13 protein-coding genes and 1 tRNA gene are annotated in these 12257 nt (G+C 64.2%); 4 read left to right on the forward strand and 10 right to left on the reverse strand.

Features of this window, described 5'->3' with window-relative positions:
* Window positions 1-2 precede the first annotated feature (2 nt).
* Window positions 3-1034 carry an MmpL3/TtfA transport complex stabilizer gene (locus AC5Y4N_RS01175; protein WP_499909443.1) on the reverse strand — a complete coding sequence of 344 codons (1032 nt, stop codon included), beginning with the start codon at window positions 1032-1034 and terminating at the stop codon, window positions 3-5.
* Window positions 1035-1387: 353 nt separating this feature from the next.
* Here AC5Y4N_RS01175 and AC5Y4N_RS01180 point away from each other — a divergent pair, with 353 nt between their 5' ends.
* A complete protein-coding gene (locus AC5Y4N_RS01180) occupies window positions 1388-2089 on the forward strand; it encodes an EthD domain-containing protein (protein ID WP_499909441.1) in 702 nt (233 codons plus the stop codon).
* Window positions 2090-2135: 46 nt separating this feature from the next.
* On the opposite strand, the gene mbp1 is transcribed toward AC5Y4N_RS01180, so the two are convergent.
* Both mbp1 and AC5Y4N_RS01190 read right to left on the reverse strand, forming a co-directional pair.
* Window positions 2136-2369 carry a microaggregate-binding protein 1 gene (gene mbp1, locus AC5Y4N_RS01185; RefSeq protein WP_499909439.1) on the reverse strand — a complete coding sequence of 78 codons (234 nt, stop codon included), beginning with the start codon at window positions 2367-2369 and terminating at the stop codon, window positions 2136-2138.
* A gap of 151 nt (window positions 2370-2520) precedes the next feature.
* Window positions 2521-5259 (reverse strand): glycoside hydrolase family 2 protein, encoded by a 2739-nt coding sequence (locus AC5Y4N_RS01190; RefSeq protein ID WP_499909437.1) that lies wholly within the window; start codon window positions 5257-5259, stop codon window positions 2521-2523.
* 331 nt (window positions 5260-5590) lie between these two features.
* Between AC5Y4N_RS01190 and AC5Y4N_RS01195 the strand changes: the two genes are divergently transcribed.
* The 3 genes from AC5Y4N_RS01195 (at window position 5591) to AC5Y4N_RS01205 (ending at window position 7235) form a co-directional block, all read left to right on the forward strand.
* Window positions 5591-5971 carry a DUF4189 domain-containing protein gene (locus AC5Y4N_RS01195; RefSeq protein WP_499909435.1) on the forward strand — a complete coding sequence of 127 codons (381 nt, stop codon included), beginning with the start codon at window positions 5591-5593 and terminating at the stop codon, window positions 5969-5971.
* Between the two features lie 163 nt (window positions 5972-6134).
* On the forward strand, window positions 6135-6764 hold the full coding sequence (locus AC5Y4N_RS01200; RefSeq protein WP_499909433.1) for a DUF3060 domain-containing protein: 630 nt from the start codon (window positions 6135-6137) through the stop codon (window positions 6762-6764).
* A 60-nt stretch (window positions 6765-6824) separates the two neighbouring features.
* On the forward strand, window positions 6825-7235 hold the full coding sequence (locus tag AC5Y4N_RS01205; RefSeq protein WP_499909431.1) for a hypothetical protein: 411 nt from the start codon (window positions 6825-6827) through the stop codon (window positions 7233-7235).
* A gap of 72 nt (window positions 7236-7307) precedes the next feature.
* Here AC5Y4N_RS01205 and AC5Y4N_RS01210 read toward each other — a convergent pair whose 3' ends face one another.
* The 7 genes from AC5Y4N_RS01210 to AC5Y4N_RS01240 form a co-directional block, all read right to left on the reverse strand.
* Entirely contained in the window at window positions 7308-8399 is a 1092-nt protein-coding gene (locus tag AC5Y4N_RS01210) for a GGDEF domain-containing protein (RefSeq protein ID WP_499909429.1), read from the reverse strand.
* Window positions 8400-8663: 264 nt separating this feature from the next.
* Window positions 8664-9341, reverse strand: coding sequence for a TetR/AcrR family transcriptional regulator (locus AC5Y4N_RS01215; protein WP_499909427.1), 678 nt, complete (start codon window positions 9339-9341; stop codon window positions 8664-8666).
* On the reverse strand, window positions 9334-10587 hold the full coding sequence (locus AC5Y4N_RS01220; RefSeq protein WP_499909836.1) for a cytochrome P450: 1254 nt from the start codon (window positions 10585-10587) through the stop codon (window positions 9334-9336). The genes AC5Y4N_RS01215 and AC5Y4N_RS01220 overlap by 8 nt, the downstream gene beginning before the upstream one ends.
* 216 nt (window positions 10588-10803) lie before the next feature.
* The gene (locus AC5Y4N_RS01225) at window positions 10804-11073 is read right to left on the reverse strand and encodes a DUF5996 family protein (RefSeq protein WP_499909425.1); all 270 of its coding nucleotides are present in this window, start codon (window positions 11071-11073) and stop codon (window positions 10804-10806) included.
* 105 nt (window positions 11074-11178) lie between these two features.
* Window positions 11179-11466, reverse strand: coding sequence for a hypothetical protein (locus AC5Y4N_RS01230; protein WP_499909423.1), 288 nt, complete (start codon window positions 11464-11466; stop codon window positions 11179-11181).
* 67 nt (window positions 11467-11533) lie between these two features.
* Window positions 11534-11929, reverse strand: a complete 396-nt coding sequence (locus tag AC5Y4N_RS01235; RefSeq protein WP_499940436.1) for a DUF3761 domain-containing protein — start codon at window positions 11927-11929, stop codon at window positions 11534-11536.
* A 201-nt stretch (window positions 11930-12130) separates the two neighbouring features.
* Window positions 12131-12204, reverse strand: a tRNA-Leu gene (locus AC5Y4N_RS01240).
* Window positions 12205-12257 lie beyond the last annotated feature (53 nt).

A 12257-nucleotide genomic window follows, 5' to 3' on the forward strand; every position in this document is an offset into this window, starting at 1 on the left:
GCTCAGACGCCGGCCGGCTGCAGCTCGCGCACGTCGCGCATCGCGACGGTCTGCACGCCGAGCACATCGTCGAAGTGGGCCGGCGTAGCCCCGTCGAAGACGCTGACCCGACCCGTGTAGTCGGCGACGTACAGTCGGCCGTCCGGACTCGTCGCCACACAGGACGGCTGCGCGCCGATACTGACGGTGTCGACGACCTCATGGTTGTTGGCACACACCACGGCGACCGCGTCTCGGTACACGACATAGACGCGGGCCGCGTCGGCGCTGAGCGCCACCTGCACGGGATGTCCGCCGAGCCAGGCCGTGGCCACCGGCTTGCCGGTCGTCATGTCGATGACCTCCACCAGGCCGCCGTATTCCGGGTCGGAGCCCAGCACATATGCCACCCGCCCGTCGCCGCGGACCACGGCATCCCGGATGGGCGACACCGTCGGCACAGTGGCCACCACACGCGACGTCGTGGCGTCCACCACGCTGAGGCGGGACCGCGACGTGTCGGAGGTGCCGACGTACACGAACCGGCCGTTCGGCGAAATCCGGAGCGCATCGATGGTGCTGTCCGCATCCGCGATCGCGACCGTGTCGACATAGCCGGACGCGACGTCGACGAATGCGAGGTCGACGTTGTCGTCACCGGCACCGCCGACCACGAGGTGGCCACCGTTGGGCCGTGCCGCGATCTTGGCCACCTGCAGCGGCAGCGGCAGGCTGGCGAGCCGGCTCGCGGAGTGGGTGTCGATGGCGGACACGTAGTCATACGTGGGCGCGGACGCCGCGACGAATGCGCGGCCACCGGTGACGGCGACCGCGAGGGGCTCGCCGCCGATCGGCACAGTGGCGTGCGCGCGGAGCCCGTGGCCGTCGAGCAACGACACACTGTTGTCGCCCGCGTTGGCGGCGACGATCGTGACGCCGTCGCGGTCGACGGCGAGGTCGCCGATCGGACCGCGGCCCACCGCGATTGCCGTGATAAGACGCGCGCGGCTGAGCGGCCGAATGTCGGCAGCATGCAACAGCAATGAATTGGCCATAACCATCAAAACCTCCGCCGGCAATCGTGGTGCCGGCTCCGGACTTTTCGTCTCACTGCGCCGTGCGGCGCACATCCTCGTTGAGTCTAGCCATCTGAAATCGCGTTAAACGAGAAACGAACGACCCGCGCTCGAGGGCCGATGTGCCCTTCTCAGAGTGTGCTTAAGAAACTGTCAAGCGAATCTCGTCGGCGGCTCACCGGTTATCGACTCGGGCGGGTCTGCCTGCGAAACTGCGTTGTTCGGCAACCACGTCGTCGTTGCGTGGGCAACGATGATGTGTAACGAATTCTTAGTATCGGCAAGGTAAATGAGGGGCAAATCACACGACGTCAGCGGCTAAGTTGACTCGGGTGGAGAAGGTGATCGCGCTCTTGCGCGACGCGGAGCGTGACGAGACGTGGTGCTCCCATCTGCGCGGGCCGGTGGCCCAGAAAATCCTGGCGCTCGGTGTTGCCGGACTTGCCGTGAACGTGCGCGACGACGCGGTGCGTGGCTCGTTGATGACGCTCACGACGCTGGATCCGCCAGTAGTGGCCGTCGTGAGCATGTGGGTCCAGCAGTCGTATGGCACGCAGGTGGCCGACGCGATCGCGCTGCTGTCCGAGCACTGCGACAGCGTGGCTGCGTACCTCGTCACAGAATCCGTGCCGTTGGCGCCGCCCAGTGGCGAATCAGGCCAGCGCACAACTGGTTTGGCGAACATCGCGGTGTTGCGCCGGCCGCCGCAGCTCGACCGCGAAACGTGGCTGCAGCGCTGGCAGCTTCACCACACGAGCGTCGCCATCGAGACGCAGGCGACGTTCGGCTACACGCAGAACGTCGTGTGGCGCGCGTTGACGCCGGAGGCGCCTGCCGTCGACGGGATCGTCGAGGAGCTGTTCCCGATCGAGGCGGTCGGTGATCTGCACGCCTTCTTCGGGGCTGCCGACGACGCCGATTTGGCTGACCGGATGGGCCGGATGATCGCCAGCACGTCGGCGTTCGGCGCGAACGAGAACATCGACACCGTGCCCACCAGCCGCTATGTGCTGCGCACGCCGTTCGGCCAATAGGAACGGGCCCGGTTCGCAATGAACCGGGCCCGTGTGGGATGGGCTTTTACTGGTTTTCCTTCTGGCGCTCTTCGGCAGCCTTGGCGCCGCCGCGCGCCGACTCGGCCTCTGCCTCCTTGCGGGCGGCATCACGCTGAGCGTCGGCCTTGTCCTGCTGGGCCTGTCCCTCTTCGGTGAGGTCGTCGCGACCGGTCACGGTCCCGACAGCCTCCTTGGCCTTGCCCTTGACGCCTTCGACGACACCCTTGATGCCTTCTTCCGGTCCACTGTTCTCAGCCATGCATCCTCCTCGTTTGGCTGTACGTTCTTGGGTGACCGGCGGGGCCGGTTCTACCCGCACACACGATGCAGGTCCCGCCGTCGGGTTCTGAGTTCCCGAAGGGCAGGCATTCAAACCAGCGCGCGCAATCCCGCTTCAGCGCCAACGACTTCTACCGGATCGGCACGCTGACGGCAGGTGTGTTGTAGCCGGTGACCCTGACCCAGGTCCCGGCGGTTCCGGGCGTCGGCACGACACCGCGGATCTCGACCGTCTCGCCGGGAAACACGGTCACGTAGTTGTCGTCGTATTCGATGGGCAGGATCTCGTCGCCGTCGCGCGTCGGCAAGATCTCCGCCCGCTCGAAGAACGCGATCGACGTCGTCGGGTTGTGCAGCCGGATCGCGACGCCGTCACCGCCCTCGGCGCCCACGTGCCGGGCTGACACCTCGAGCGGAACCCGCGTCATGTAGTTCAGCGCCGTCATGTCCGCCCAGCTGGCCTGGGCCAGGTCGAACGCGGAATCGTTCTCCGGCACACCGAGGTCGTCGCGCTGCTGCGACTGCCAATAGACGTTCTCGGCGATCACCTTGCCCGTGCTGTCCCGCAATTCACAGCGCACGAAGTAGACCGGCGAGTCGGCCGGTCCCCGCGGCAGCGTCATCGCCCTGACCGATTCGCCCGACATCACGCTGATGTCATTCGCTGTGCGATCTGTACGGACGCGGCCCTGGAGGTCGTAGACGCGAACCCGCACATCGAGGTTCTTCTGGTAGGTCTGGGTCTGGTTGACGACCGTGACGTTCGCTGAAGTGTGGTCGCCGGTCGCGTAGGAGTCGAACACCACCGACAGCGGCCGCAGGCCCTTCTTGGCTCCGTAGTAGGCGCCGCCGGGCCGCAGGTAGTAGTCGAACAGGTTGCCGTAGAACGACGGCCAATGACTGTTGAGCATCCAGTAGATCGTCATCTTGTGGGTGGCCCAGCCGTCGGCGGCGAAGGTCTCGAACTGCGCGCGGGTCGCTTCGTAATGCGCCAATTGCGCTTTGCCGGCGAACATTTCGGCACTCGTCGACGGGCCGTAGCGCCGGTTGACGGCCCGCTGGATGTTGGCCAACGTCGCGTTGCTCGGCTGGGCTCCGGCGTGGAAGTACCACGTGTCGTTGATCGGCCACAGCTTGTCGGGCGGGATGAACTTCTTCAGGCTCGCGAACGGCGGGATGTGTTCGTTGTTGCCCTGCTCGGCCGACGATCCCCAGGTGGCGCCGTAGCGTCCGCTGAACCAGTACGTCGGCGGGCGCCAGCTGTAGGGCCCGGCCATGTCGATGCCGTCCCAGGTGGGTACGCCGTTGCGGTCGCGGGCCAACGACGACACCGTGTCGACGACCGCGTTCTGCCAGTGCAGATTCGTCAGGATCTTGCGGTAGTCGGCGAGGATCGGCGGTGGTGGCAGGCCGTCGCTGCCGTTGGCCCACACGAACGCAGAAGCGTGGTTGTGCAGCGTCAGTATCTGCGAGCGCAGGCTGTCCATGGCGACGCGGTGATCTTCGGCGTCCCACTGCTCCCATTTCTCCCACTGGTTGCAGCACATCCAGCCGAACATCAGCGGAATGCCGAGTTCGTCGGCCTTCTCGACCAGGTGCTCGCTGGAGAATTTTCCTTCGAGCCGCAGCATGTTGAGGCCCAGGTCCTTGGCGTAGCGCAGCACCGCGGTCTCGCGGGCGGGGTCATACAGGTACAGAAGGTCGGGGGTGTAGGCGGCGCCGCGCACCAGGAAGTTCTTGCCGTTGACTTTGAGATAGAAGTCGCCGCCGTTGTCGGAGAACCGGGTGTCGCGGTCTTGCGTCACGGTGCGGACGCCGAACCGCTGCGTGCGGGTGTCGCTGAGCTGGTTGTTGACCCGGAATTCCACCTTGAGGTCATACAGGTTGGGTTGGCCCATGGTGTAGGGCCACCACAGGTCCGGCTTGTCGACACGCAGCTGCTCGAATTCGTCGGGCGACAACGTCACTTCGCGATCTTCGCCGGGGGAAAGCATGACCGTCTTGTCCACACGGATTGCAGGCTTGCCGGCCCGCGTGATGATTGCGCGCAGAACACCGCGGGTCTGCTGCGTCGAGTAGTTGTGCACATTCGCGCGGATGGTCAGCTGCGCAGAGTCGGTGCGGGGCAACGGAAGTTGACTGTTGACGAGCGCAGGACCGAGCCCCACGACGCCGGTCGCCTTGAGGTAGACGGGTTTGAAGATGCCGGCGTTGCGGTCGGACACGAACGAGTTGCCGTGCAGCGCATTCTTTCCCGGCCCCTGATAGCCGAGGTAGTCCCAGTTGATCCAGTCGTTCCAGCTATCGGCCAGTTCGACGCCGTCGACGTCTTGCAGCGCGCGTTCGGGGGTGACCTTCACCGCGAGCGTGTTGGGCTGTCCTGGCGCAATCCACGGCGTCACGTTCACCTGGTGGTCGACATACATGCCGACAATTTGCTTACTGTCGGCGACGAGATGTCCGTTCAGCCACACTTCGCCGCGATAGTTGATTCCCGGGAAATCGAGCAAATAGGTTGTGCGGCCCGCGGGCGCGGTGAAAGTGGTTCGGTACCACCAATCTTGCTTGTACAAATCTTGCGGAACTTTGTCCCGAAGGTTTTTGCCGACGTAGAGGTCGGGATAGACGCCGTTCTCGCGCAGAATTTCCAGTACGGTCGCCGGCATGTGCCGGATTCGGTACCACGCGGAGTCGCGGTAATCGGTGCGGGAGACAGCCGGGCCCGGCGGAAGTCCGCCCGCCGGCGACAGGCTCCAGTTCTGCGCCAACTCAAGGGTTTCCGGCGGATCGGTGCTAGCGAAAACCGGGTATGCCCCCGCGCACAGCAGCAGCGACAGCGCGATGCAGACCTTCGCGACGACCTTCAGCATGGTGTTTGGAACTCCTGGCGCCCCGGCACCGCGCCACCCGGCGCTCGAGTCATCATGCCGCTGCGATCCGACACAGTAACAAGCCTCGGGCGCGACCGGTGGTCGCGGGAGGCGCCACGCTCGCTGCCCGGTCGACTAATTTCCGGCAAGTGCCGCCAATGAAATGACCCTGATGTCATTTACTGACGGCGGCCGATCCCGGCTTCGATTGAAGTCGGTCGGGGTTAACTGTCGACGACTTTCATGATTCTCACAGCGATTTCACGGGCCCTGGATTACAGTCACTTCACCCCGGAAAGCCGGAATTGATGAACCGCCCGAAGGAGCCACAATGTCGATCAAGCGCCTCACGGCACTAGCCGCCGGCGGCGCTGCCACCGCCGCAGTGCTGGGAGTCCTCAGCGTCGCGCCGGCCAGCGCCCAATCCGACACCTACGTCGCAATTGCCTACTCCCCGGCCACCGGCGCCTTCGGATGGGGAAACAACGCGTCTACCCGTGCGCAGGCCGAGGACGTCGCGATGGGTTACTGCATTCAGTACGGCGGCACCGACTGCCGCATCGCCGCGTGGGCGGTGAACGGTTGCGCGGCGCTCGCCACCTCGGCGAATAGTTGGTACGGCGGTTTCGGCGGAACTCTGGCGGCTGCTGAGAGCAATGCGCTCGGCAGAAATGGCGGTGGCACCATTCAGATTTCGAAGTGCTCGACGTAAATCGCATCCAGCGTTAGCTGGTAGCCGGTCGGGGTGCGGTGCGGAAGTGAACGTTGCCTCCGCACCGCCCGCTTTTTCTCGCCGCTGACGGCGCACCCCTTTTTGTGTCGGCTATTTGTCGCGACCTGCCCGCGGCCAACGCCGACCGTGGGACCATCGGGCGATGGAGTCCGACGGTGATCCCGAGGCGCGCATCCGGGAGTTGGAGCGCCCGTTAGCGGCGCAGGCGCGCGCTTCTGAACTGGGCGCTTCGTCGGCCGCAGCGAGTTTTGGGCAGGCAGGTCCGCCCGTCACCTACGGTCCGATGCCGTCGGCTCCCCGGGCGGTGAGTGCGGGTGCGTGGTGGATGGTGGCGGCAGTGCTGGTGATCGGTGTGGTGGCGCTGGCCGCAGGTGTGGCCGGCTTCGGCGCACAGGTGTTGTCCGATGGGCGCCCGACCGCCAGCCCACCGACTCCGCGCGCGAGTGAGCCGGGGGCGCCGACCGGCTTCGCCCCCGCGCCGACCGCGGCTTCGCCCGTTCCGCCGCCCGGCGGCAATGTGAGCGTGGCCGGCAGCCAGGTCACCAAGACAATCGAGTGCAACGACAGCCTCGTCAGCGTCAGCGGACTTTCGAACACCGTCGTGATTCGAGGCCACTGCGCGCAAGTGACGGTTTCAGGGGCGCAGAACGTCGTCTCCGTCGACGGCGTCGAGACCATCAGTGTGTCCGGCTTCGACAACAAGATCACGTATCACTCGGGATCTCCGCAAATTGATAGAAGCGGACAGAGAAATGTCGTACAACGGGGTTGACGATTCAGGTCACGGGCTCTCGGGTAAACCCAGGAATCGCTGCACAAGGAGGTGATGGCGATGGAGTTCAAGAAATTCGTCGCTAAAGCAATCGTTGTCGGGAGTCTCGGCCTGCCCGCCGCCGCCCTGGGGATGGGCGTGGCAAACGCAGACACGCGCCCGTCCGTGCCCACGCCGCCGAACATTCCCGTAGCGGCGGACACGATGACGCACGGCAATCGGGTCGCGCCGAACACCATCGCCAAACGATTCACGTCGCCGGGGACACCGCTGGCCGCTCGCGTGCAGCGGACGACGGTGAACGTGAACTCGGGGGCACCGACGACGACGGCTAATCCGTTCGGCTCCCTGGGCGGCCGGTCTGACGCCGCGGCTACGGGGCTCAACCGGCATGGGTGGGCCGACGCACGTTCGGCCGGACCATTCGGGTTGGGCCGGCTGCTGGGGTCTCTTGGCGGGTTGATGCGCTGAAAGCCAAAGGGCGCCAACGGGCGACAGGCTGTGCTCTCGCCTGAGCGCGCCTGGCGACGAGCGCAGCCTGGCTCAATCAACTGCGGGCTGGGCGGTCCTGGCGATTCGTGTCCGATTTCCACCGGCGCGTTTAGCGTCATACATGGCGGCGTCTGCGGCTGCGATCAACGCCTCGACGAACAGTCGGTTGCCGCCGTCAGTCCGCTCCTCCAGTGATGCGCTGGCACAGCCGATGCTTGCCGTCACCGGGTGCGGACTGATCGCGATCGCATCCCGGAGCTGTTCGAGTGCTTCGAGGAACTCGCCGGCGGTGAGGGTGTCGGCAATGAGAAATTCTTCACCACCGACGCGCCCGATCACCGCAGTCGCCCGACAGTGTGCCCGCAACGCATTGCCGACTTCGATCAACGCTGCGTCGCCGGCGGCGTGGCCTTGGCTGTCGTTGAGCTGCTTGAAGTTGTCGAGGTCGATCATCGCCACTGCCAGGAATCCGGAGTCGCTGTGCTGAGCGAGCAGAGTTTGCACCGCGGCGTGGAAGGCCCGACGCGTCAAAAGGCCCGTCAATCCGTCGCGGCTGGAGCGGTGCAGGTCGACGCTGAGCGCATGCACCATCGACTGCACCGCAAAAGGTATGACCGTGTTCAGCATCAGAATCAGCGCCAAAGCACACCCGGCCAATAAGGCCCCGGAGCGGTGCGCTACCTGCTCGAGGAGCAGCAGGGCGGTGAGAGTCGCGATCACGAAGTTGAAAACCATGTAGGGAGCGGTGTGGAAGAACGCGATGTAGCCGGCCAGTAAGGCGAACGCGCTACACCCCAGCACACCGGCCCAAGGCTCGGTCTGCACGAGACACGAAACCGCGATACCGACCTCGGCGACCAGGACGAAGAAGATGGATTGCCGACAGGTGGGCCAGCGCCACAACCACAACAGCGCCAGCACTGCGCATGTCGCGACGATGATGACCGAGCAGGCGCGTGCCGGCCACAGATCACCAGGTGCCGCGGAGCTGTAGCAGGCTGCTGCCGGCAGCACAGCCAGCGACGCTATCGTCGCCGCCATCATCGTTCGCCATAACCGGTCCATGCCGCGCGAACTGACATAGCCACTGAGCCAGTCGTAGTGGTCGCTCTGCTGCCACCACCGCACCACCCAGCTGCTCATGATCCAACCCGCCCGCGGACGTCGGAGCACCACCATCGCCATCGGCACTCTGCCGGGCGGATGGTACGACATCGGTGTTAACGGGGTGCTACGGGCTTTTGAGAAAGTTCATTGGTGTCCAGGCGCGGGTGGTGCCTCCAGTCGGACTCGAACCGACACTGGGCGGGTGCGAAAAACGGACCAGCCGCATCGGGCGACCAAGCGAACCGATTGATTCCCATCTCCGGCTGGGTACGCGCAGCCTCGACCTCCCTCGGACAACGGTTACAACGGCGAGGTTCTGTATTGCTGCTCGGATGCGCCAGTCCGATGATGCGATCGTTCGTGGATCGATAGCGACGCTATCCGTGGATAGAGGATCGCGGGGCCGAGCCATCGCGCAAGGAAGCGCCGCAGTTCGATTCCTTCCCGCGGGGGCTGCCCGGGATCGGTCAGCATGGATTGCACTGTGCGCAAGGTCATTTCGGCAAGATCACGCAGCGCGGTTGTGTCGAAACCGTGCAGCCGCCAGTCGACATCGAAGCGGTGAAAGACCGACAGGCAGAAGCTGATCGCTGTGTCGGACGTCAGCGAGGTGACGGCTTCACCCTCCTGGCGCCGCGTCAGCAGATTCTCCAGCTGTGGATCGCCGGCGAGGTTCTCGATTCCGAACGACACACTTTCGACGATGGCAGTGACCGGGTCGTTGAGTCCACTGACGTGGTCGACAACTTGGTCGATGAAACCGTTGACCGCACGCATCGAGCTGGCAATCAGTAGTGCGTCAGCATTCGGGAAATAGCGGTACACCGTCTGGCGAGTGACACCAAGCTTGCGGGCGACGTCGGCAAGGCGCATCGCCGATCCGCGTTCGGCGACCACTTCGTCCACAGCATCCAGAATGCGGGCGATCGCCTCCTCGTCCGAGCCCGGTGTGGACCCCGCCCAGCCGCGACTACGCATCCGCCGTCACAAGCATTTCGACGTCGAACTCGATGAGAAGTGTTGTCGGGCCGGTCATTCCCAACACAGATTTCCAAGGGGCCGGACCCACACGATGAGGTGCAGGAAGACGTCGTGTCAGGACTACAAGTGCTTCCGCCAATTCCCGGCGTGCGAGGTTGGCCCCTAGGCAGTAGTGCGCGCCGCCGCCGAAGGTCAGAATTGGGGGTACATCCTTGCGCGCGATGTCGAAGCGGTCAGCGTCGTCATAGATCGCCGGATCTCGGTTGGCGGCAAAGGTGTTTGCGAGTACGAGGGTACCTGCCGGGAACATGTAGCCACCGAACTCAGCATCCTCAACGGCGACCCGCGGCACGATACAAGCTGCCGGCGAGTGGCGCATGCTCTCCTCGACCGCCTGCATCGCGAGTTCTGGATGGTCGCGCAGCTTCGCCCACTGGTCTGGATGCTCGCAGAGCACCTGCACCGACGCCGCCAGTTGGTTTCGCGTGGTGTCCGTTCCCGCCATCAAGAAGCCGGCCACCAGCATGCGCAGTTCATCGAGATTCAGTCGATCTCCGTGGCTTTCGGCGCGGATGAGTTCGGAGAGCAGATCATCGGTGAGGTTGTTTCGGCGTGCGGCGACCATGTCGTCGACGTAGGCGTCGAGTTCGCTCCATGCGCGCATGATCGCAGCTTCATCGAAGGTGGCATCCGGCTGGAAGTTGAGTGCTTTGAAGATCTCTTCTGTCCAGTCTGCGAATAGCTGCCAATCCTCGCGGGGCGCGCCGATCAGCGCGCACATGATCGGAGTCGGGTAGCGACGCGCGATGTCGGTGACGACGTCGCAGCGGCCGGCGTCGATCACCCGATCGATCAGCTCATTCACCACCTCGTGGATCGTGTCGGTCAGGCGGGACGTCGCGCGCGGGGTGAACGCCTTGGAAACCAATTTGCGTAACCGGACATGCGGTGCGCCGTCAAGGCCCAGGAGGCTGTTCGCCATCTTGTCGTACAACGGGCCTGACGTGATGCCCTGCGCCGCCAGAGTGATACCCGGCGGGAGACGGAATCTATTGTCGCGCAGGATATCTCGGGCCAACTGGTAGGACAGGATTTCCGGGCCAAGGGGGCCAATGGCAATGGGTGCGCGCGATTGCGCACTTCGCAGATCATCGAGCAGATCTCTCGGTGTGGCGGTGAGGCTGTAGTTGATCGTGGGGAGGCCAGCGTCGAAGACGGTGGGGGCGGCGCTGTGCGGGTTCATCGACATCGACGTCTCAACTTCCGTTGGGGCCCAGATATGGGCTTGCAGACCGACATATACACAATGAATGTATGACCATTGCTCCGTAGCGGTCAATACTGAGCGGCAACACCTTGGTCAGAGCGGTGAATCAGCCAGTGTGATCATACGTAAATCGCTATAACGTCCGAGGGTGAGATTCACCGAGATACGCGACTGAGTGGTCCGGAGGAGATGTCACGCGATTGTTCGGTATGCGCTCCAGCGATCGGGGTCGTCTTCCAAGGCGGCACGGTCCCACTCGGCGTTCACGGCTGCGGCTTCGTAGGTGTCCCGCAAGAAGCCGAGGAGCGTCCTGTCATGGTCGGCCGCTTGCCGCACAACTTCGTATGGCAGCACGAACTCGCCCGGATCCCATCGGTAGGAGGCCTCTGGTGGACTGACGGGATGGTCGGCGAAGCCGCCGGTCGAGTACTTAGCCAGGTGAGAATTTCCGCCAGCCCCCACCCGAACAGCCCGATTGCAGCGCCCATGCATCGCGCTCGCCGTGTCGGCCGGACCGGAGCACCCACGCCTGCGTCATCTCTTCATTCTTGCGCGCTCAATGGGAGGTCAGTAGTCAGGAGGAATGGTGACACCGTTGCACATTGGATTGGCATGGTATTGGACGGAGTCATAAGCCCTCTCGACCAGAGCTTTGGCTTGGTTATAAGTCATGTCCGGATGAAGCTCGAGCATGGTGAGGGTGTACCTGTCACTCGGGTCGTTGGGATTTACGTGCATCGCCATCACTGCCAAGCAGACTTGCCGGTCGATGTCGTCAGCGTGGGCCGTCGGCGCGAGCCCAATGGCGAGCCCCGCCGCCACCACCGCTACTGCGGTAATCAGCCGCTTGCTCATGTTTCCTTCCTCTCGAAGCCCACCTGTCAGAGAGCGCTGGCGATCGCCATGCGACGCGAATCGTGATTTACAACCACTGCGCCACGCCGCCGTGACGGGAGCAAGTACCCGTCCGATGAGTGCTATAGGAATATGACCCGTCACCACAGACGGCGGTAGCGCCGGGTGGCATTGCTGAACCAGGTGACGGCTGCTGCGGCACAAGAATGCACTGTCCGTCGCTGTTCTCGTAGTAGCCGCTACCGCAGGCCAGCACCGCAGTGGGCGCAGACGGTACAAACGCTGGAGCCAACCCCAATCCGACTGCGACAGCTACGAAGCCGACGACAAAGCGAGTCCGAGTTGACATGACCACCCCTGATCTTGAAACTCGTTTTCCCGACCTCAGCAAACTGTAGGCGATGCCCGGGCACGTCATCAGGGAATTTGGAACTTTACCGGCGGCCTCAAGCCCCATCCCCATGTCTCGAACCGTCGGACTTCGCGGAGCGATTCAACCGCAAAAACCCGTGTCTACGGCGCCAGGAGGTAGTGGAGGTGAGTGTTAGCTAGCCGCGCCCGCCACCGCGATGAAGCCGCCATCCGCCGCGACGACGCCGCGACGAAAGTCCCCCGAGACGCTCCAATGGCTTCAAAAAGTCATCTACTAGGCCGTATAAGTCGGTGCCCCCAGTGGGACTCGAACCCACACTGGACGGATTTTAAGTCCGCTGCCTCTGCCAATTGGGCTATGGGGGCGTCGCAACCCGCTCAGCACGGTACCGCGCGGGATTGATCACCGTCATCGCGAG

The organism is Mycobacterium sp. NGS19 (genome assembly GCF_059813155.1).

Coding starts and splice junctions, on each gene's coding strand:
- AC5Y4N_RS01175 (WP_499909443.1), bottom strand. CDS start 1,034: ATGGCCAATTCATTGCTGTTGCATGCTGCCGACATTCGGCCGCTCAGC.
- mbp1 (WP_499909439.1), bottom strand. CDS start 2,369: ATGGCTGAGAACAGTGGACCGGAAGAAGGCATCAAGGGTGTCGTCGAA.
- AC5Y4N_RS01190 (WP_499909437.1), bottom strand. CDS start 5,259: ATGCTGAAGGTCGTCGCGAAGGTCTGCATCGCGCTGTCGCTGCTGCTG.
- AC5Y4N_RS01195 (WP_499909435.1), top strand. CDS start 5,591: ATGTCGATCAAGCGCCTCACGGCACTAGCCGCCGGCGGCGCTGCCACC.
- AC5Y4N_RS01200 (WP_499909433.1), top strand. CDS start 6,135: ATGGAGTCCGACGGTGATCCCGAGGCGCGCATCCGGGAGTTGGAGCGC.
- AC5Y4N_RS01205 (WP_499909431.1), top strand. CDS start 6,825: ATGGAGTTCAAGAAATTCGTCGCTAAAGCAATCGTTGTCGGGAGTCTC.
- AC5Y4N_RS01210 (WP_499909429.1), bottom strand. CDS start 8,399: ATGAGCAGCTGGGTGGTGCGGTGGTGGCAGCAGAGCGACCACTACGAC.
- AC5Y4N_RS01215 (WP_499909427.1), bottom strand. CDS start 9,341: ATGCGTAGTCGCGGCTGGGCGGGGTCCACACCGGGCTCGGACGAGGAG.
- AC5Y4N_RS01220 (WP_499909836.1), bottom strand. CDS start 10,587: ATGAACCCGCACAGCGCCGCCCCCACCGTCTTCGACGCTGGCCTCCCC.
- AC5Y4N_RS01230 (WP_499909423.1), bottom strand. CDS start 11,466: ATGAGCAAGCGGCTGATTACCGCAGTAGCGGTGGTGGCGGCGGGGCTC.
- AC5Y4N_RS01235 (WP_499940436.1), bottom strand. CDS start 11,929: ATGGGGATGGGGCTTGAGGCCGCCGGTAAAGTTCCAAATTCCCTGATG.